This is a genomic window from Streptomyces desertarenae, assembly GCF_042681365.1.
GTDB lineage: Bacteria > Actinomycetota > Actinomycetes > Streptomycetales > Streptomycetaceae > Streptomyces > Streptomyces desertarenae.
Genome location: NZ_JBHUFU010000009.1, coordinates 44,252 through 63,333, shown reverse-complemented (window position 1 = coordinate 63,333; position 19,082 = coordinate 44,252). Strand labels below are relative to the sequence as shown.

Genomic DNA, 19,082 nt, shown 5'->3' with positions numbered 1-19,082 from the left:
CGGGGGGCCGACACCAGCCGTACCGGGGCCGACGGTGATGACCCAGCCCCACCGTCCCTGACCGACCGCCATCTGGAGGCAGCGCGTGATGAGCCCGTCGAAGATCCGGTTCTCGGAACTCGTCAGTGAACAGACCCGTGCGGAGATCTTCGCGACCGTACTCACCGCGGGGCCGATCTCGCGCACCCAGCTCGCCCAGCGCCTGGGCCTGGTGCCCTCCAGCGTGACACGGATGCTGCCGCCGCTCCTCGAACACGACTACCTGCGCGAGAGCGACACCGCTCCGCAGGGCAGGGGCCGACCGCAGAAGATGCTGCACGTCAACCCCGACAAACACATCGTCGTCGGACTGAAGATCGGCCCTGCGCAGGTCTCCGGAGTGGTCACCGACATGGCGGCCAACGTCCTGGCCCGCGCCGAGGAGCCCATCGCCGACTGCACCCCCACAACTGCCCTGTCCGCCGCTGCTGCCCTGACCAGCCGGCTCCTCTCGAAGGCGCCCGAAGCGGCGGACAGGGTGCTGGGCCTGGGCGTCGGGGTCAGTGGCCACGTCGACTCCGACGCCGGAGTCTGCCGCTACTCGGCCCTGCTCGACTGGAACAAAGTCGACGTGGCCGGCCCTCTCCAGGAGGCGACCGGACTGCCGGTCGTCGTCAACAACGACGTCAACACCCTGGTCGTCGCCGAGCGCTGGTTCGGGCAGGGCCGCGACATCGACTCCTTCGCCGTGGTCACCGTCGGCCCCGGCATCGGCTGCGGCCTCCTCCTGGACGGCGCCCTCTTCTCCGGTACCACCGGAATGGCCGGAGAACTCGGCCATCTGCCCCTCGACCCCGCGGGCCCCATGTGCAGCTGCGGCCGCCGAGGCTGCCTCGAGGCCCTCGCCGGCGACCGGGCCGTCCTGCGCCACCTCCAAGACGCCGGCGTCCACTGCGCCACCATCACCGACGCCATCAACCTCGCCCGCACCGCAGGCGGCTCGTCCCAGACCGTGGCCCGCTCGGCGTTCACCGAAGCCGGAACAGCCCTCGGGCGGGGCCTGGCGGGCATGTGCAACCTGCTGAACCTGCAGAAGATCATCATCGCCGGAGAAGGCGCGGTCGCCTACGACCTGTTCGGCCCGGCCATGACCGCGGCGCTGGAGGCGCACGCGTTCTCCACGGCCGCCCTGGACTGCGCCGTCCACGTCGACCCCGTGCGCCACGACCTATGGGCCCGAGGAGCGGCCTGCCTCGTCATCCGCGACGCGGTAGGCGCCGCCATCCCCTGACCCCCGGCGTCGGCCGGCGCACCGGTCACCGATACTCCAGATTTTCACACAAAGTAACCGAGTAGCTGCAATGAGGTCATGACGTGCCCGTGAACGAAGCCAACCCCGCCGACTCCTGGTGGAGCAACGCGGTGGTCTACCAGATCTACCCGCGCAGCTTCGCCGACTCCGACGCGGACGGCATCGGCGACCTGCAAGGCATCATCGAACGCCTCGACCACCTCTCCCAGCTCGGCGTCGACGTCCTGTGGCTCTCGCCGGTCTACCCCTCACCGCACGACGACAACGGCTACGACATCAGCGACTACCAGGGCATCGACCCGCTCTACGGCACCCTGGAGGACTTCGACCGCCTGCTGGCCGCCGTCCACGAGCGCGGCATGAAGCTGGTGATGGACCTGGTGGTCAACCACACCTCCGACGAGCATCCCTGGTTCACCGCCTCCCGCGACGGCGGCGCGGACGGCCCGATGCGCGACTGGTACATCTGGCGGCCCGCCCGCGACGACATGGAACCGGGAACCCCCGGAGCCGAGCCCAACAACTGGGGCTCGTTCTTCTCGGGCCCGGCCTGGGAGTGGGACGAGGGCAGCGGCGAGTACTACCTGCACCTGTTCTCCCGCAAGCAGCCCGACCTCAACTGGGAGAACCCCCGGGTGCGGCAGGCGGTGTACGCCATGATGCGCTGGTGGCTGGACCGGGGCGTGGACGGCTTCCGCATGGACGTCATCAACCTGATCTCCAAGGACCCGGCCCTGCCCGACGGCCGCGTCCCCGAAGGCGGCCGCCACGGCGACGGCTCCCCGTACTACGTCTGCGGCCCCCGCATCCACGAGTACCTCGCCGAGATGCACCGCGAGGTCTTCGCCGGCCACCCCCGCCGGCTGCTCACCGTCGGGGAGATGCCCGGCGTGACGGTGGAGGAGGCCAAGCTCTTCACCGACCCCGCCCGCCGCGAACTCGACATGGTCTTCCAGTTCGAGCACGTCGGACTCGACCACGGCCCCGGCGGGAAGTTCGACCCCCGCCCCCTGAAGCTCACCGACCTCAAGGCCAGTCTCGGCCGCTGGCAGACCGGCCTCGGCACCACCGGCTGGAACAGCCTGTACTGGAACAACCACGACCAGCCCCGCGTCGTCTCCCGCTTCGGCGACGACGGCCCCGCCCACCGGGTGCGCTCGGCCAAGGCCCTGGCCACCGTCCTCCACCTGCACCGCGGCACGCCCTACATCTACCAGGGCGAGGAACTGGGCATGGCCAACGCCCCCTTCACCTCCATCGAGGACTTCCGCGACATCGAATCCCTCAACCACTACGCCCACGCGGTCGCCGACGGCGCCGACCCCGAATGCGTCCTGGCAGGACTGCGGGCGATGGGGCGCGACAACGCCCGCACCCCCATGCAGTGGGACACCACCCGGCACGCCGGCTTCACCACCGGCACCCCCTGGATCGCGGTCAACCCCGACCACACGGAAGTCAACGCCAAAACCCAGCTCGCCGACCCCGACTCGGTCTTCCACTACTACCGCCGCCTCGTCGACCTGCGGCACACCGAACCGGCCATCACCCACGGCGACTTCCACATGCTCCACCCCGACCACGAGCAGCTCTACGCCTTCACCCGCCACGACACGGCATCGGGAACCGAACTGCTCGTCCTGGCCAATATCAGCGGAGCCGACCTCACCGTCGACCTGCCCGACGGCTGGGAGCACAGCGAGACCCTCATCGCCAACGTACCCGCCACCACACCTCTCACGACCCCGCACACCCTGCAGCCGTGGGAAGCCCGCGTCCACCGCCGCCGCACCACCTGAACACCCACACCGCCCCACCCCTGCACACCCAAGGAACTCCCATGAAGACCATGCGCCTCCGCGCCACGGGCCACACCACGCGCCACGCCCTGCTCGCCGGCACCGTCCTGGCGCTCATGGCACCCCTCGCCGCATGCGGTGGCGGCTCCGACACCGCGGAGGGCGACGGCAAGACCCTGCGCCTGTGGCACTACGAGCAGGAAGACGGCGCCCTCAGCAACGCCTGGGACGCGGCCATCGCCGAATTCAAGAAGACCCACCCCGACGTCAAGGTCGTCTTCGAACGGAAGACGTTCGACCAGATCCAGCAGAACGCCGGCATGATCCTCAACTCCGACAAGGCGCCCGACGTCATGGAGTACAACAAGGGCAACGCCACCACCGGCCTGCTCGCCAAGCAGGGCCTGCTCACCGACCTGACCGCCACCGTCAGGGAACGCGGCTGGGACAAGAAGATCAGCGAGAGCGCCTCCGTCACCGCCCGCTACGACGCCAAGGGCGAAATGGGCGGCGACACCTGGTACGGCATTCCGAACTACGGCGAGTTCGTCCTCGCCTACTACAACGACGACCTCTTCGAGAAGCACGACATCACCAAGCCCACCGACTTCAAAAGCTTCGAAGCCGCCCTGGCCGAGTTCAAGGCCGCCGGCATCACCCCACTCGCCAACGCCGGCAACGACCACCCCGCCGGACACTGGCTCTACCTGCTCGCCCTGTCCAAGGCCGACGACACCTGGGTCGAGAACTACCAGCTCTACAAGGGCGAGGTCGACTTCCACGGACCCGAGTGGACCTACGCCGTCAACAAGTACAAGGAGTGGCTCGACAAGGGCTACTTCGACAAGAAGGACGTCGGCCTCAAGGGCAACGACATGACCGAGCAGTTCGTCTCCCAGAAGCGGCCGATCCTGGTCGGCGGCAACTGGTGGTTCGGCGGCTTCACCACCGACATCGAGAACTTCCAGTGGAGCACCGCCCCCTACCCGGGCAGCGAGAAGACCCTCGGCTCCGGAGGCAACCACTGGGTCATCCCCACCAAGGCGAAGAACAAGGAACTCGCCGAGGACTTCATCGACATCACCATGTCCGACAAGATCCAAAAGCTCATAGGCGAAGAGGGCAACGTGCCCCTGGCCGCCAAGCCGGACTCCATCACCAACCCCAAGTCCCGCGAGCTGATCACCGCATTCAACACCTACCAGAGCAGCAACGGGCTCGCCTTCTACCCCGACTGGCCCGTCACCGGCTACTACGACACCTGGATGGCCGCCACCCAGAACCTCATGAACGGCGGCAAGCCCGACGCGGCCCTCGACGAGCTCGCCGCCCCGTACGAGAAGTACGCCGCCTCGCGGCGCTGAGACTGACGCTCCACTCCCTGAGCATCAGCCCCTCACCTCCGGGGACGGCGGCCCGACCGCACCGGCCGCCGTCCCGCCCACCTAGGAGCAACAGTGAAAACCACACGTCACCCGCGGTCCACGGGGTACGCCGTCTTCCTCGCGCCCGGCCTGCTGCTGAGCCTGCTCTTCCTCGTCGTCCCGCTGGTGATGACCTTCTACTACAGCCTCACCCAGTGGCAGGGCATCGGCGACCCCACCTGGATCGGCCTGGACAACTACACCCGGCTCCTCGGCGACGCGGACTTCTGGGCCTCCTTCCGCAACATCGCCTTCGTCATCATCGGCATCGCGGTCACCCCCACCCTCCTCGGGCTGTTCCTCGCTGCCCTCCTGTTCGACTACATCGGCAAGAAGCACGGCGACGGCCTGGTCAGCGTCTTCCGTTCCGGCCTCTACCTGCCCCAGGTCATCCCGGTCGCCGTCACCGGCCTGATGTGGGGATGGATTCTCGCCCCCGAAGGCGCCGTCAACAGCGTCCTGGAGACGATCGGCTTCTCGTCACTGACCGAGAACTGGCTCGGCGACCCCGACCTCGCCCTGTGGGTCGTCCTCGGCGTTCTGGTCTGGATGCAGCTCGGCTACCCGCTCGTACTGTTCATGTCCGGCCTCCAGCGCATCGACCCCGAACTCTACGAAGCCGCATCCCTCGACGGCGCGTCCTGGTGGCAGCGCTTCACCCGCATCACCGTGCCCATCCTGCGGCCCGAGGTCTACGTCGTCCTGGTCACCACCACCATCGCCGGCCTCAAGGTCTTCGCTCAGATCTTCGTCCTCACCGGCGGAGGACCCGGCAACTCGACACTGGTCCCCGCCTACTTCGCCTACCAGAACTTCTTCGAGCGCGCCGACGTCGGCTACGGATCCGCCATCTCCAGCACCATCACCCTGCTCGTGCTGATCATCGCCGGAACAATGCTCACCCGCCAGGCCCGCGAGGACGGATGACCATGACCACCGACATCACCACCCCCGCGCCCACCTCACCCCGCGCCCACGCACCGGCACACCCCGGCCACGCCGCCCCCAAGCACAAGCACAGGGACCGCAAGCCCACCGGAAGCCGCCGCAGCCCCGGCTCCTACGCGATCGTGGCCGCGGTCACCGCCTTCGTCCTGGCCTTCCTCGCCCCGTTCGCGGTCATCCTGCTCAATTCCTTCAAGACCAGCGCCGACTACCGCGCCAACGGCTCACTGTCCTGGCCCACCGAGTGGAACTGGAGCATCGTCGGCGAGGTCTGGGAGCGCGTCGACTTCACCCAGAAACTGGTCAACAGCGTCCAGATAAGCCTGGGCGTCGTCCTCATCGCCGTCGTCCTGGCCCTCTTCAACGCCTACGCCATCGGCATCGGACGCGTCCGCTGGCGCACCGCGTTCCTCGTCTTCTTCCTCGGCGTCAACGTCCTGCCGCAAGAAGGCCTGGTCTACCCCATCTACTACCTCTTCAAGGAGGCGGGACTCTACGACGGCAAGCTCGGCTACACCATCCTCGTCGGCATCACCTACAGCGCCTTCGGCACCTACCTGCTCTCCTCGGTCTTCGCCGGTTTCCCCCGAGAACTCATCGAAGCCGCGTCCCTCGACGGCGCCGGCCGCTGGACCATCCTGTGGCGCATCATCCTGCCCATGAGCTGGCCCACTCTCTCGGTGATGTGCGTGTTCTTCTTCGTCTGGAGCTGGAACGAGTTCCTCTACCCCCTCGTCCTGCTCGTCTCCAACGACAACCAGACCGTCCCCCTCGGCCTGTCCGTGATGCAGGGCCAGTACACCAGCGACCCCACATCCATGAGCGCCGCAGCGCTCCTCGGCGTCATCCCGATGATCGTCTTCTTCCTCATCTTCCAGCGCTCCCTCACCCGCGGCCTCACCGCCGGCGCCGTGAAGTAACCGCCCACCGGGCTCCACCGCCGCCCCGGATCCGGCCCACCCCACCCCGCCGCCGGATCCGGGGCACTCCCGCGAGAGCCGCCTGGCAGAAGACACCGGTCCCACCCCGTACCGGAGCCCTCCGCCGTACCGGCCGCGACCGGTACGACCCGCCGGCCCGCCGCGCCGACCAGAACCGGACCGCCCTGGCGGACGAGCCGAGGAGCGCTGCCGGCACAGCCTCCGGCCGACCCAGCAGCCCCGCCACCCCGAAGCGCTCCACCCCTCCGGTCAGGGCCGAACGCTCTCCGACCACTGCGCACCTTCAGCAGGAGACAGCCGTGAAAACCAGGAAGACAGCAGCCACATGCGCCCCGTTCCTCACACTTGCCCTACTCGCCACCGCGGCCTGCGGTCTGCCCGGCACCGACGAAGAGACACCCGGTGGTAGCAGCGCCGGGTACCAGGGCCGCGGCCCCATCACCTACGTCACGGGAGAGGACACCACCGGCGTAGTGCAAAAGCAGCTCGACCGGTGGAACAAGGAACACCCCGACGAGCCGGTCACCTTCATCGAGCTGCCCGAAGCCGTCGACGAGCAGCGCCGCCTGATGATTCAGAACGCGAAGACGAAATCCGACGCCTACACAGTGCTGTCCTTGGACGTGGTGTGGACTGCGGAATTCGCCGCCAACCAGTGGATCGAAAGGCTGCCCGCCGAGGAGTTCCCCTTGGAGGAGATGCTGGAGCCGGTAGTGGAGACCGCCCGCTACAAGGACGGTCTGTACGGTGTGCCGCTGATCTCCGACGGGGGCATCCTCTTCTACCGCACCGACCTGCTCCAAGCCGCCGGCATCAGCGAACCCCCCACGACCTGGGCCGATATGCGGAATGCCTGCGACGCGGTCCTGGCCCTGCCCCAGGCGAAGGGGATGTCCTGTTACGCCGGGCAGTTCGATGAGTACGAGGGCCTGACGGTGAACTTCTCCGAGGCCGTGGCATCAGCCGGCGGCATCGTCTTCGACCACCGGGGACAGCCGCACGTCGACACCCCCGAGGCCCGGGAAGGACTGGACTTCCTGGTCGGTCTCTTCCGGGACGGCCTGGTACCCGAGGGTGCCCTCACCTACACCGAGGAGGACGGCAGGCAGGCCTTCCAGCAGGGAAAGCTGGTCTTCATCCGCCAGTGGCCGTACCTGTACGCCGCCGCCAACGCCACCGACGGCTCCAGCAAAGTCGCGGGAAAGTTCGACGTCACCACCCTCCCCGGCCTGACGAGGACAGGCTCCTCCAGTCTCGGCGGACGCAACCTGGCCCTGTCGTCCTACGCGAAGAACCAAGCCACGGCGATCGACTTCATCAAGTTCATCACCAACGAGGACAACGCCCGTAAAAACCTGGAAATCGGATCCAACGCCCCGGTCTACGAAACCCTGTACGACGAGCCGTCCGCCTTCACCAGTCACCCCTACCTACCCGTGCTGAGGGAGTCGATCATCTACGCGATGCCCCGGCCGCACGTGGCGGAGTACGGCAAGGTGACCTCCGCCGTCCAAAAAGAGGTGCACGCCGCGCTCAGGGGTGACAAGACCAGCGAGCAAGCACTGGCGGACCTGCAGCAGGCCTTGCAGAGTCACACCAAGCGACACCCCTGAGACCGGGATCACCGATGCCTCCCTCACCCGCCACGGACATCGGCTGACCCGGCCCAAGCCCGGCCGTTGGGCGCCGGTCGCCGGAGCCCAAGCCCAAGGCACCTCCCCAGCTCTCACCCGGAGCGCCCGCACGCCCTCCGGCGGCTGCGGGCGAAGCCGCCGGCCCGCCGAGGGGCTGCAGCAGATCGGCCCCGTGGAGCAGGCGAACCGCGCAGCGCGGGCCGCGCGGCCTCCACACCACGGCCGGGCCGATCGCGGAGGTCAAGCACCCTTGTGGGTGCCAGCGACTGCCGGCGGGGGCCGTCCGGGGCGCCGCTCCAGACCCACTGCTCATGCCGGGTGCGGGCGAGGCCGAAGTCGTACAGCCCCGGCGCCCCGCGCTCCTCCCACGCCTCCCAGGCGTGCGCCGTCTCGTCGGCCAGGCGGCGGGGCCCGCCCGGCCTCGGCGGTGACGTGGATGCCGGGCAGCAGCACGCGCAGGGCGAACGGCAGATGTCCTCACACGGGACCGGCCGTGCCTCTCTGGTGCGCGGGCCCGCCCCCGCCGTACCGTTCGGTCTCCACGACCCACACCCTCTGGCCGTCGTACGCGACGGCGTCGGCCTGCCGGTCGCGCGCAGGCGGGGGGTGGTCCCGTTGCGCCCGGCCGGTTCACGGAACACATCGCCCTGCGGGAAGAAACCGGGGCGGCGCCCCCGGGACGACGTGGGTCGAGCCCGTGACCGCCCCGCAGCGCAACGGCCCCCGCACCCGCAACGCCTGCGACGCAGCCCCTCCGAGAAACACGGAAGGCAAGGAGAGCGCTCCCCTTGCCGTACTCAACTTATAGCGCACCGGGGGGCTTGCCACAAGGCCCCCGCCAGGGCGGAGAATCGGCGGCCGATACCCGACAACCTGTGGGAACGAGGGACGCGACGTGTGCGTGCGGTGGTCGATGTGTGGGGGAGCGGCGGTGCGGTGGTCTCGGGAGGCGGCGCGATGAACGAGCAGTATGTGGTGGACCTCGCAGAGGTCACCGGAACCCAGGTTGCGGTCGTCGGCGGCAAGGCGGCGCACCTGGGTGAGTTGTCGCGGATCGAAGGGATCCGGGTGCCGGCCGGCTTCTGCGTGACGACGGATGCCTTCCGGCGGGTCATGGCGCACCTGCCGTCGGTCGACGAGCAGCTCGACGAGCTGGCGCGGGTCGGCCCGGACGACCGGGAGACGATCCGCACGCTCGGCGCGCGGCTCCGCCGTGCCGTCGAGGGAGCCGCCGTCCCGGGCGACGTCGCGGAGGCGATCACCTGTGCCCTTGCGCGGTTCGGCGAGCGGGCCGCCTACGCCGTCCGCTCCAGCGCGACGGCGGAGGACCTGCCGACGGCCTCCTTCGCCGGCCAGCAGGACACCTACCTGAACGTCGTGGGGCCGACGGCGGTCCTGGAGCACGTGAGCCGGTGCTGGGCCTCGCTGTTCACCGAACGGGCCATCGCCTACCGGCTCAGGAGAGGCATCGACCACCGCGCCGTCCGCATGGCCGTGGTCGTGCAGCGGATGGTCCTCCCGGAGGCGTCCGGCATCCTGTTCACGGCCGACCCCGTCACGGGCCACCGGAAGACCGCCACCGTGGACGCCGGGTTCGGGCTCGGCGAGGCCCTGGTCTCCGGACTGGTGAACCCGGACGTCTTCAAGGTGCGGGACGGCGAGATCGTCGACAGGACGATCGCCGCCAAACGGCGCGCCGTCCACGCCCTGCCGGCCGGCGGCACGCGGGACGTCGCCGTCGACGCGCGGCGGCAGGAACAGCCGGCGCTGACGGACGCCCAGGCCGTGCGGCTCGTACGGCTCGGGCGGCGGATCGAGACGCACTTCGGCCGCCCTCAGGACATCGAATGGTGCCTGGACGGCGACGACTTCCACATCGTGCAGAGCCGGCCCATCACCACGCTGTTCCCCGTTCCCGAGGCCGACGACCGGGAGAACCACGTCTACGTCTCCGTCGGGCACCAGCAGATGATGACCGACGCCATGAAGCCCCTCGGTCTCTCACTGTGGCGGATGACGGCCATGGTCCCGATGCAGGAGGCCGGCGGGCGGCTGTTCGTGGACGTCACCCCGCGCCTGGCCGCACCCGCGAGCCGCGCCGCCCTCCTGAACATGATGGGACGAGACGACCCGTTGATCACGGACGCGCTGCAGACGCTCCTTGACCGCGGCGACTTCGTCCCGTCGCTTCCCGACACGGGACCCGGCGGACCCCCGGCCGGCGGCGCCCCCGCCCCGATCGACACCGATCCGGCCCTCGTCACCGAACTGGTCGAACGCAGCGAGGCGTCCGTCGCCGCGCTGGAGCGCGACATCCGCACGAAGACCGGACCGGAGCTGTTCGACTTCCTGCTGGAGGCCTTCGAGGACCACAAGCGCGTCCTCGGAGATCCGCTGAGCATGCAGGTGATCATGGCGGGCATGGAGGCCACCTGGTGGCTCAACGAGCACTTGCGGGACTGGCTGGGGGAGAAGAACGCGGCCGACACGCTCACGCTGTCCGCCCCCGGCAACGTCACCTCGGAGATGGGACTGGCGCTGATGGACGTCGCGGACGCCGTCCGCCCGCACCCGGAGGTGGTGGCGTTCCTGCAGGGCGTCGAGGACGACGACTTCCTCGACGACCTGGCGAAGCTTCCGGGCGGCCCCGAGGCGCGCGACGCCATCGAGGCCTACCTCGACCGCTACGGGATGCGCTGCGTCGGCGAGATCGACATCACGCGGCCGCGCTGGCGGGAACAGCCCGCCGCCCTCGTGCCCGCGATCCTCGACAACGTCCGGAACTTCCCGCCGGGCGCCGCCGCACGGCGTTTCGAGGAAGGCCGGCAGAAGGCGCTGCGGAAGGAACAGGACGTCCTGTCCCGCCTGCGGGCCCTGCCGGACGGGGAGCGGAAGGCCGACGAGACCAAGCGGATGATCGACCGAGTGCGCACCTTCATCGGGTACCGGGAGTACCCGAAGTACGGCATCGTCAGCCGCTACTTCGTCTACAAGCGGGCCCTGCTGGCCGAGGCCGAACGGCTCGTGCGGGCCGACGTGCTCGCCGAGAAGGAGGACGCCTTCTACCTCACCTTCCAGGAACTGCACGAAGCCGCGCGCTCGCACCGGGCGGACGCCGAGCTGATCCGGCAGCGCAAGGACGCGTTCCGTGCGTACCAGGAGCTGACCCCGCCCCGGGTGCTCACCTCGGACGGTGAAGCCGTCAACGGGGCGTACCGACGCGACGACGCACCGGCCGGTGCCCTGCTGGGCCTGCCGGTCTCCGCCGGGACCGTCGAAGGACGGGCCCGCGTGATCTCGGACATGGCGCAGACCCACCTCGAAGAAGGCGACATCCTGGTCACGGCCTACACGGACCCGAGCTGGTCACCGCTGTTCGTCGGCATCGCGGGCCTGGTGACGGAGGTGGGCGGCCTGATGACCCATGGCGCGGTCATCGCCCGGGAGTACGGCCTGCCGGCGGTCGTGGGCGTGGAACGGGCCACCCGCCTGATCCAGGACGGCCGGCGGATCCGCGTCCACGGCACCGACGGCTACGTCGAGGTGCTCCCCTGACCGGCGGCGCTCCGGAAGGCCTTCTTCTCCCTGGCCGGCTCCCCGATGATCTCGACCAGAGCGTCCTCGCCCAGCCACAGGCACGCCGAGGGGGTCCGGTCGGTGCCCTGCCCCCCGCTGCGAGGCGCCGACGGACACCGTCTGCCGTGGAAAGGCCAGCCAGGCCCCGCCCCCATCACCACGAACGCGTCACCGCCCACCTGACCCGTTGGCCGCGAGCCATCCTGCTGAACGGGAACGCGCCCACCATCGAGGACCACAACAACGAAGGCGGCCACCGGCCCAACCGCGCTGCGTTGCCTTGAGGTCGTGCAGTGTCAACTCGTTCGCGTCACGGTCCGCAGCGCTCCGGGCCATCCGCAAAGCAACAGCCCCCGCCGCAGGCGGGGGCTGTTCGCTCGGGGCCCCTGCCGGGGACACATCCCGGGGAGGCCCCGAAAAACCGACGGAACCGATCCCATGAAGGAGCCCCGCGGTGACCGCCGAAGCACATTACAGAAACCTCTACCGCCAATCCCTCTTCTACCGCCCCGCAAGCACCTGGCTGACCACCCTCCGCGCCTACACAGGCGGCCCCACCCCCGCCCGCCCCGACGACCCCGCGATCCGCTTCCACCCGGAGGGGGTCGCGTACCACTACGCGTACGGCCACACCCCCGTCCTCAAGCTGGGCTGGCCGGCGATCCGCGCGGTCGCGCTCCTCCCGGGCCCCATCCCAGGCCGCAAGGCCCTCTGCATCTACCACCTCAGCCCCCCGCCGCCCCCCACCCCGGAGGACCCCTTCTCCGGCACAGGCCACGCCCTCGGCTCGTACTTCCACACCCTCTTCGGCACAAACCTCGCGGTCCACCTCCACCACGTCCGCGGCCCGTCCCTCAAGAAACTAGCCCGCCGCCTCCCGGAATGGACGAATGGCCGCCTCACCCTCACCACAACCCGCCCCACGTGAAGGCTGCGGGCGGTCGCCATCACGCGCTGCGAGAAGTCCGACGGCGGACAGTTCCCGCACCACGTGCCCGAGGTGGATGTGAAGAACGACGGCTCCGTGACCAAGACGGCCCACATCCTCGCCGCCGACGGCTGGGAGATCGACCTGCCGCTGTGGACGGACGCCACCACCTGCGGCCCGTCCGGGCCGACCGCGCACCGCCGCTTCACCGAGTGGAGCCAGGCTCGTGTGTGGGGCAAACTCCACCGCCTGGTCTTGGACGAGCTCGGCGCCAGAGGCGACCTGGACTGGTCGCGGTGCGCCATCGACTCGGTGAACACGCGCGCGATGAAAGGGGGACCTGACAGGTCCGAATCCCGCAGATCGCGGAAAGAAGGGTTCAAAGACCCACTTGATCACCGAGCGGACCGTTCTGCCCCTCCCGATCGGTGTCTCCGCCGCGAACACGCACGACAGTCAGGGACTTGAACCCCTGGTACGGGGCATACCTCCCATCCGTTCCCGGCGCGGGCCCCGCCGACGGCGGCCCGCCAAGCTCCATGGAGACAAGGGCTACGACTACGACCACCTGCGGAAATGGTTCCGCTCGCGAAACATCACCCCGCGCCTCGCCCGCAGAGACATCGAGTCCTCCCAGAAGCCGGGCCGCCACCGGTGGACCGTGGAGCGGACGGTGGCGTGGCTGTCCGGGTGCCGCCGCCTGCACCGCCGCTACGAGCGCAAGGCCGAGCATTTCCTGGCCTTCGCCGGTATCGCGGCTACCCTGATCTGCTGCCGCCGACTCGGCGGCTGAGCCGTCCCCTATGATCTGGATCATGGGCAACTTCTCCTGAGCGGGCCGCGACGGCCCACAGACATCCGCCCGGCAGGTGCCGGGCCCCGTCAGCGTGCCCACACGCTCACCTCAGGAGACACGACCACACCATGTCCGTTCACTCTGCCCGTTCCACCCTGGACGACCGCATCGCACGCCTGCGACAGCTCGCCCGCGCCGACACCCGGCTGGAGGGCGTACTGCTCTACGGCTCGTGGACCGTGGGCGAGGCCGACGCCCATTCCGACATCGAGGCCTACCTCTACATCCAGGACGATCAACTCGCCGACTTCGACGGCCCTGCCTTCCTGGCGCAACTCGCACCGCTCCAGCTCTCCTACACCAACATGTACGGCATCCTCGCCGTCGTCTTCGACGACCTGATGCGCGGCGAGTTCCACCTCACCCCCGCCGGTCCCGGCATCGACGAAGTCCCCACCTGGCAAGGGATGGTGCACCTACCCCGCCCCGACGACGCCGTCCTGCTCGACCGCACCGGCCGGCTCACCCAGGCCGCCCGACAGCTGGCCACCTTCCAACCGCCCGAACCGGTGACCACCGCCCAGCAGCTCACCAACGAGCTGACCAACTGGACCCTCATGCTCGCCCACGTCCTGGCCCGCGGCGAGACCGCCCGGGCCCACGCCCTGCTGCACACCGTCATCGCACCCCAGCAACTCCAGCTCTGCCGCCTGTTGCGCAACAGCACGGCCCACTGGCTCACCCCCAGCCGCGCGCTCGAACAGGACCTGCCCGACACTGACCGCCATCGCTACGCCTCCACCACGGCCACCGTCCGCGACCAGGACGTGCGCACCGCGGCACGCAACAGCTGGCGCTGGAGCCGCGACCTGGCCGCCGAGGCCGCCGACCGCTGGACCATCCACCTGCCGCACGAACTCCACGAACAGATCAGCAGCCGCCTGAACGACCCTCGCTGACCACATCCGGCTGGGGCCACCGGACTCATCCAGTGGCCCCAGCCCGGCGGCCACCGCTGCCGCACAACGCCAATTGAGGTCATCTCTTAGTGGACTCCTCGCCGCATCCGCTTGTTGGCCGGCTCCGCGAACCACCGCTCGACCAGGTTCGGCCAGGACGATCCGGTGGGTGTGAAGTGCAGGTGAGAGTGGAAGTGGACCGGCAGCCGGGTCTTGACGGCCGGGGTCTTGCAGGTGGCGTAGTCGTCCGGCGCCGGATGGACGTGTCCGGTCGGTCCCTGGCCTTCCCCGGCGCTCGCCTGCGCGAACACCGTCGTCGGATCGGAAGCCGCCGGCGCCGGCTCCCGGTCGGCCACCAGGCCCTGCCGGCGTTGGCTCATCTGCGTAACGGGACCACGTATGCCCAGCTCGTAGCGGGTTTCGAGGTTGCCACGAGCACGGCCTACCGGTACACCACCGAGGCCGCCGAGCTGCCGGCCGCACTCGCACCGACCCTCGACGAGGCCGTCCGGGCCGCTTCGAGGAAGCCTTGCCTCCTGCTCGACGGGACGCTCCTGCCGATCGCCTGGGGGCACCTCCCGGCCGAAGGCTGTGGGCCTCGCCGGTCCTGCCCGGCGCCGTCCACGACGTCCGCGCGGCTCGCGGACACGGCATCGTCGACGCCCTCAACGAGGTCGGCATCACGTGGTGCTGGACCGGCAAGGGTCACCGAGGCGCCGGCGGCACGGTCCGCAGCCCGTGCTGGGGACGCTGGGAGACCCTGCCCACCGGTCGGCAGGCGGTGAACCGGTCCCACGCGAGGATCCGGGCCCTCGTCGGGCAAGCCGTCGCCACGCTCAAGTCCTGGCGACTGCCGCGCAGGCTCCGCTGCTCGACCACCCGCACCACCGGCCTCGTCCAGGCCGTCCTCGCCCTGCATCCGGCCGGCTCGGAGTGGGGACGGAAAGGCTCACTGTGCCGGCGGGGGACCTGGGCTTTTCGGATTACGGCGTGGTGGGCTCGGCCTTCCGCCGAGCCCACCACGCCGGCTCCCTACCGGAGCCGGAATCGTGTCATGCCGTCAGCGCTGCAGTGTCAGCAGACCCGGACGGTAGGGCAGGAGGCCGTAGTCGCCGCCGGAGTTGGGGCTGCGTCCCTGGTAGAGCAACTGCAGGTTGCAGGGATCGACGGTCATGGTCTGATCGGGGCTGGTGCGGATCAGTTCGCCGTGGCTGATGTCGTTGGTCCAAGTGGCGCCACTGTTGGCCTTGCCGGCGAAGGGATTGCTTTCGGTCGCGGCCTGGGGCGTCCAGGAGCCGTTCAGGCTGGTGGCCGTGAAGGAGCGGAAGTACCGGCCCTGCGAGCCGATCGCCTCGACGATCATGAGGTAGCGGTTCTGGCCCCGCAACTTGTAGACCTGCGGGGCTTCGAACAGGTTGTTCGTCGTGTCGCTCATGATCACTGTCGAGGTCGAGCCGAAGCTGCCCGGGAAGTTCCCGATCGGCATGCTGGCCCGGTAGATCTTGCCGTTGTCGCCGGCGAAGAACAGGTACATGTTCGTGCCGTCACCGATGAGCGTCTGGTCGATGGGCCCTGTTCCGGAGTCGGAGATGTTTCCGGAGAAGAGCACCTGTTCGGATGACCAGCCATTCGGGTTGGTGGGGTCGCTCGACGTCCGGTAGGAGAAGGCGGTCCTGCCCCACTGGTAGGCGAGCACCCAGACGTTCTTCGGAGCGAAGTAGAAGAGCGTGGGTGCGACGGTGGCATTGGACATCGTGTTCTGGCTGGCCGAGGCCATCTCCGACCAATCGGTGAACAGGCCGAAGTTCATCGAACCCCACCTCGTCCCTGTGTCATGCGTGGTCGCGTAGACGAGTTGTCTGCCGTTGTAGGGGGCGACGGTGAAGTCCTTGAGCGAGACCCACCCCTGCTTGGGCTGCGCCAGCGCGCCCGTCGACGTCCAGCGGTAGGCCGACGGAAGATCACACGGGCCGGGGGTCTCGGTGCCGACCGTGACGAGCCGCCACTGCTGGTTGGCGCCGCCCCAGTCGTCGTACTGGACGATGTTCGCGTTGTCGGCGGTGGAGGCGCCTTGCACTTCGAGGGCCTTGTTGCTGTGACGCGAGATGAGCCTCACGTAGCCGTCCGAACTGTCGGCCAGCCGCCACTGCTGGTTGGTGCCGTTCAGGTCGGTCCACTGGACGATCGAGCCGCCGTTCGCGGTGGACCAGTTGTGGACGTCCAGTACCTTGCCCGAGTGGCGGGACTTGATGCGGTAGTAGCCGTCCCCGGAATCGACGAACTGCCACTGCTGCTGGCTCTGGTTGTTCCTGGTCCATTGGGTGATGCGGGCGCCGTCGTCGGTCGCCATGTTGTAGACGTCCAGGGCTTTGCCGCTGTTGCGGTTGACCAGCACATACGAGGCGCTGGGGTCTACGGTCGCGGCTTCGGCGGGCTGGGCACCGAGGAAGGCGGCCGCCAGCAGTAAGGGGACAAAGACGCCGAGTAAGCGCCTTGGGTGGACTGGAGACGAGCGGCGAAGCCACATCAGAGGGCCTCCTTGGGGGCGGGGGTGAGATGACGCCGATGAACCCTGGAACGGTCGCGCCGGGGGCAAGGGCAGGCTCGAAAATTTCGGATGTTTTCCGGTTCTGTGACGCCACAAGCTAAGAAGGCGAGGCCTTCCGGTCAAGACCTGCCACCGAGCTGTCCGTAAACCCTTCCTTCCCCCGGATGCGACAAGCCGCCACACCGACTGGGTATCCGCAGGTTCACGACGCGGCTCGCCGGTTCAGGGATCCGCCCGGCTCGCGAGGGTCTGAAAGTTTCGCATGTGGGCGAAAATTTTTCGCGCCGCGAGGGTTGACGAGGCGCTGTCAACTCCGCAATATCTTGTCTGGATGGCCGACCATTGTTCGATGTTTCGAACGTTATGGTCCTGTGCGGACTGCGCTGTACGGCAGAGCCGCGCACAGCAGACGGCAGATCCGCACACCGAAACACCTGCACCACCCCGTCCTTCGTTCCGGTGAGGCTCACGCCGACGCATCCTGACGCCTCATGCAGGCGGAGAGGTGTGCGGCGCCGCGTGGCGCCTCCGGCTGAGCAGCGATGGAGTACCCCCGTGCCTGTGTCGAAGGACCGCTGCCGCCCGGCGTACGTCACCCGGCGACCGACCGGGCGCCGTCCGTGCCGGTCGAGAGCCTCCCGGCTCCCATGACCGCGGTGTCCGGCGGTTCCGTTACTTCCACCCTGGAGGCACAGCCATGGGCTCTCATGCCCTTCCCGGATCCGTTGTCCGGCAGGAGCTCCGCGCTCTGCTGCCGGCGCTGCCGCGCCGAGTGAGTCCAAGGCCGGCAGCATGCGACAGGAAGACCGGCGTCTCCTCCGGGAGCACGCGGCCGAGCTGAGCGGGATCGAGCGGAAGCTTCCCGAGGGCCTGCTGGAGCTGCTGCCGCACAACCGGCTGCCCAACCAGGTGTGCCCGGTGCCGGCCAGGGAGCTGGAGCGGCCCGAGGTCGCCTCGGTTCGGCTCATCGACCGCATCGCGCGCCGCTGGGTGGGGTTCGGGTACGCGGACGTCGCCTGCGGCTACACCCCCGGCCGGCGCATCGAGCGCCCCGTCGCGGTCGCGCACACCCTGGCCGCCCCAGGCGAGTGCCCCGAGATCATGTGCGAGGACGGCGAGCTGTACGGCGCCGGAGCGCCGTCGTCGTACAGGCTCGACATCGACAGCGACGACCCGGCCGACTACAAGTGCCGGCTGTGCCGGGAGCGGCGTGCCGAGCGCCGCGCCGCCCGTCAGGCGGAGAAGCCCGTGGCGCAGGGCAGCCGGGGCGCCGGCCTCCGGAGGCTGACGGAGTGCCTGGACTGCGGGCGTCCGTTTCCCGGCGACGTCCCCGCAGACGGGGTGTGCGCTCCCTGCCGGAACGAGGCCGCCGCCGCGCAGGCCGCCGTCGCCCGGTGGGCGCAGGGGAGCGGGCCGAGGAGGAGCGCCGGGCCGCCGAGGCCGCTGCTCGCCGGCAGGAGGAGGCCGAGGAGCCGGCCCGCCTCCGCGCCAAGCTGGCCGCGGAGTGTCCCGAGCTGTCTCCGGTGTCCCCTTCCGCCCAGGGCAGCCAGAGCCCGGCACCGTTCCGACCACCCGCACGGCCGTTCCGGCGACCCACGCACGCCGGGACGGCCACCGGGCTGCCAGGCATCCACCGCAGCCCCCCGACGGCCCTCACGCCGACGATCACTGCCCCCGCGCGGCACCACGGCCGCCGGGACCCGGCCTCGGGACTGGTAGGCGCGCAGGTTGAGGTGTCGCGTATTCGCCGCCAATGCGGCCGGAAGGTCACTCTGTGTGCTTGCCGCTGTATTGGGTCCTATGGATGCCCGTTCATCGCTCCGGTTCCTGGCGTGTGGGGCCGTAGGAAGCGGTGGAGGATCAGGCGCAGGGTGGGGAGCTGGGCGGCCGAGGTGAAGGCGGGGTCGGTGGCGGGGGCGGCGAGGGGGTCGACGATGTCGAGGAGGGCGGTCCACGGGTCGTCGGCGGTGCGGGCAGCGGTGAGACGGTCGGCCTTACGGGAACCCGGATGCCGTGGGGCAGGTGGCGGTGACAGGTCGCCACAGTTCGAGCCGGTCCCGCTGTGGTTCAGCGAATGGTACGCGGGCGAGGCCCGATAACGATCTGGATCCGTACCTCGACACAGCCATCCCCGTGGCCGCCGCCGTGCTCGACGGCGGCGTTCTTGTAGCCGGCGTCGGCCCAGACCTTGGTGATGTTTCGGTGGTGGGTGGCGAGGTGGTCGGGCAGGTGGGTGCCTGC

General features: G+C 69.4%; 12 protein-coding genes and 2 pseudogenes. 12 read left to right on the top strand and 2 right to left on the bottom strand.

The annotated features are described in order from the left end of the window. The first annotated feature begins 88 nt into the window (after positions 1 to 88). The 10 genes and pseudogenes from ACFSJS_RS16275 (at position 89) to ACFSJS_RS16230 (ending at position 14,293) form a co-directional block, all read left to right on the top strand. Entirely contained in the window at positions 89 to 1,270 is a 1,182-nt protein-coding gene (locus tag ACFSJS_RS16275; protein ID WP_380900927.1) for an ROK family transcriptional regulator, read from the top strand. Positions 1,271 to 1,353: 83 nt separating this feature from the next. Further along, the gene (locus ACFSJS_RS16270; RefSeq protein ID WP_380900925.1) at positions 1,354 to 3,090 is read left to right on the top strand and encodes a glycoside hydrolase family 13 protein; all 1,737 of its coding nucleotides are present in this window, start codon (positions 1,354 to 1,356) and stop codon (positions 3,088 to 3,090) included. Between the two features lie 41 nt (positions 3,091 to 3,131). Continuing rightward, on the top strand, positions 3,132 to 4,454 hold the full coding sequence (locus ACFSJS_RS16265) for an ABC transporter substrate-binding protein (RefSeq protein ID WP_380900923.1): 1,323 nt from the start codon (positions 3,132 to 3,134) through the stop codon (positions 4,452 to 4,454). Between the two features lie 93 nt (positions 4,455 to 4,547). Then, positions 4,548 to 5,441 carry a carbohydrate ABC transporter permease gene (locus tag ACFSJS_RS16260; protein WP_380900921.1) on the top strand — a complete coding sequence of 298 codons (894 nt, stop codon included), beginning with the start codon at positions 4,548 to 4,550 and terminating at the stop codon, positions 5,439 to 5,441. 2 nt (positions 5,442 to 5,443) lie between these two features. Then, a complete protein-coding gene (locus tag ACFSJS_RS16255; protein WP_380900919.1) occupies positions 5,444 to 6,379 on the top strand; it encodes a carbohydrate ABC transporter permease in 936 nt (311 codons plus the stop codon). Between the two features lie 320 nt (positions 6,380 to 6,699). After that, positions 6,700 to 8,013, top strand: coding sequence for an ABC transporter substrate-binding protein (locus ACFSJS_RS16250; protein ID WP_380900917.1), 1,314 nt, complete (start codon positions 6,700 to 6,702; stop codon positions 8,011 to 8,013). 978 nt (positions 8,014 to 8,991) lie between these two features. Next, a complete protein-coding gene (rph, locus tag ACFSJS_RS16245) occupies positions 8,992 to 11,589 on the top strand; it encodes a rifamycin-inactivating phosphotransferase (RefSeq protein WP_380900915.1) in 2,598 nt (865 codons plus the stop codon). 475 nt (positions 11,590 to 12,064) lie between these two features. After that, on the top strand, positions 12,065 to 12,538 hold the full coding sequence (locus tag ACFSJS_RS16240; protein ID WP_380900913.1) for a hypothetical protein: 474 nt from the start codon (positions 12,065 to 12,067) through the stop codon (positions 12,536 to 12,538). A 174-nt stretch (positions 12,539 to 12,712) separates the two neighbouring features. Then, positions 12,713 to 13,331: pseudogene (locus ACFSJS_RS16235) on the top strand (IS5 family transposase); the annotation flags it as partial. A 131-nt stretch (positions 13,332 to 13,462) separates the two neighbouring features. After that, positions 13,463 to 14,293, top strand: coding sequence for a nucleotidyltransferase domain-containing protein (locus tag ACFSJS_RS16230; RefSeq protein ID WP_380900911.1), 831 nt, complete (start codon positions 13,463 to 13,465; stop codon positions 14,291 to 14,293). A gap of 86 nt (positions 14,294 to 14,379) precedes the next feature. Here the strand turns inward: ACFSJS_RS16230 and ACFSJS_RS16225 are convergent, their stop codons facing one another. After that, complete coding sequence (locus ACFSJS_RS16225) at positions 14,380 to 14,673, bottom strand: hypothetical protein (RefSeq protein WP_380900909.1); 294 nt, start codon at positions 14,671 to 14,673, stop codon at positions 14,380 to 14,382. On the opposite strand from ACFSJS_RS16225, the pseudogene ACFSJS_RS16220 reads away from it, so the two are divergent. Then, positions 14,557 to 15,227, top strand: a pseudogene (locus tag ACFSJS_RS16220) (transposase family protein); the annotation flags it as partial. The gene ACFSJS_RS16225 and the pseudogene ACFSJS_RS16220 sit on opposite strands and share 117 nt — an antisense overlap. 126 nt (positions 15,228 to 15,353) lie before the next feature. Here the strand turns inward: ACFSJS_RS16220 and ACFSJS_RS16215 are convergent. Further along, positions 15,354 to 16,820 (bottom strand): non-reducing end alpha-L-arabinofuranosidase family hydrolase, encoded by a 1,467-nt coding sequence (locus tag ACFSJS_RS16215; RefSeq protein WP_380900907.1) that lies wholly within the window; start codon positions 16,818 to 16,820, stop codon positions 15,354 to 15,356. Positions 16,821 to 17,633: 813 nt separating this feature from the next. On the opposite strand from ACFSJS_RS16215, the gene ACFSJS_RS16210 reads away from it, so the two are divergent. Then, positions 17,634 to 18,560 carry a hypothetical protein gene (locus ACFSJS_RS16210; RefSeq protein ID WP_380900905.1) on the top strand — a complete coding sequence of 309 codons (927 nt, stop codon included), beginning with the start codon at positions 17,634 to 17,636 and terminating at the stop codon, positions 18,558 to 18,560. Positions 18,561 to 19,082 lie beyond the last annotated feature (522 nt).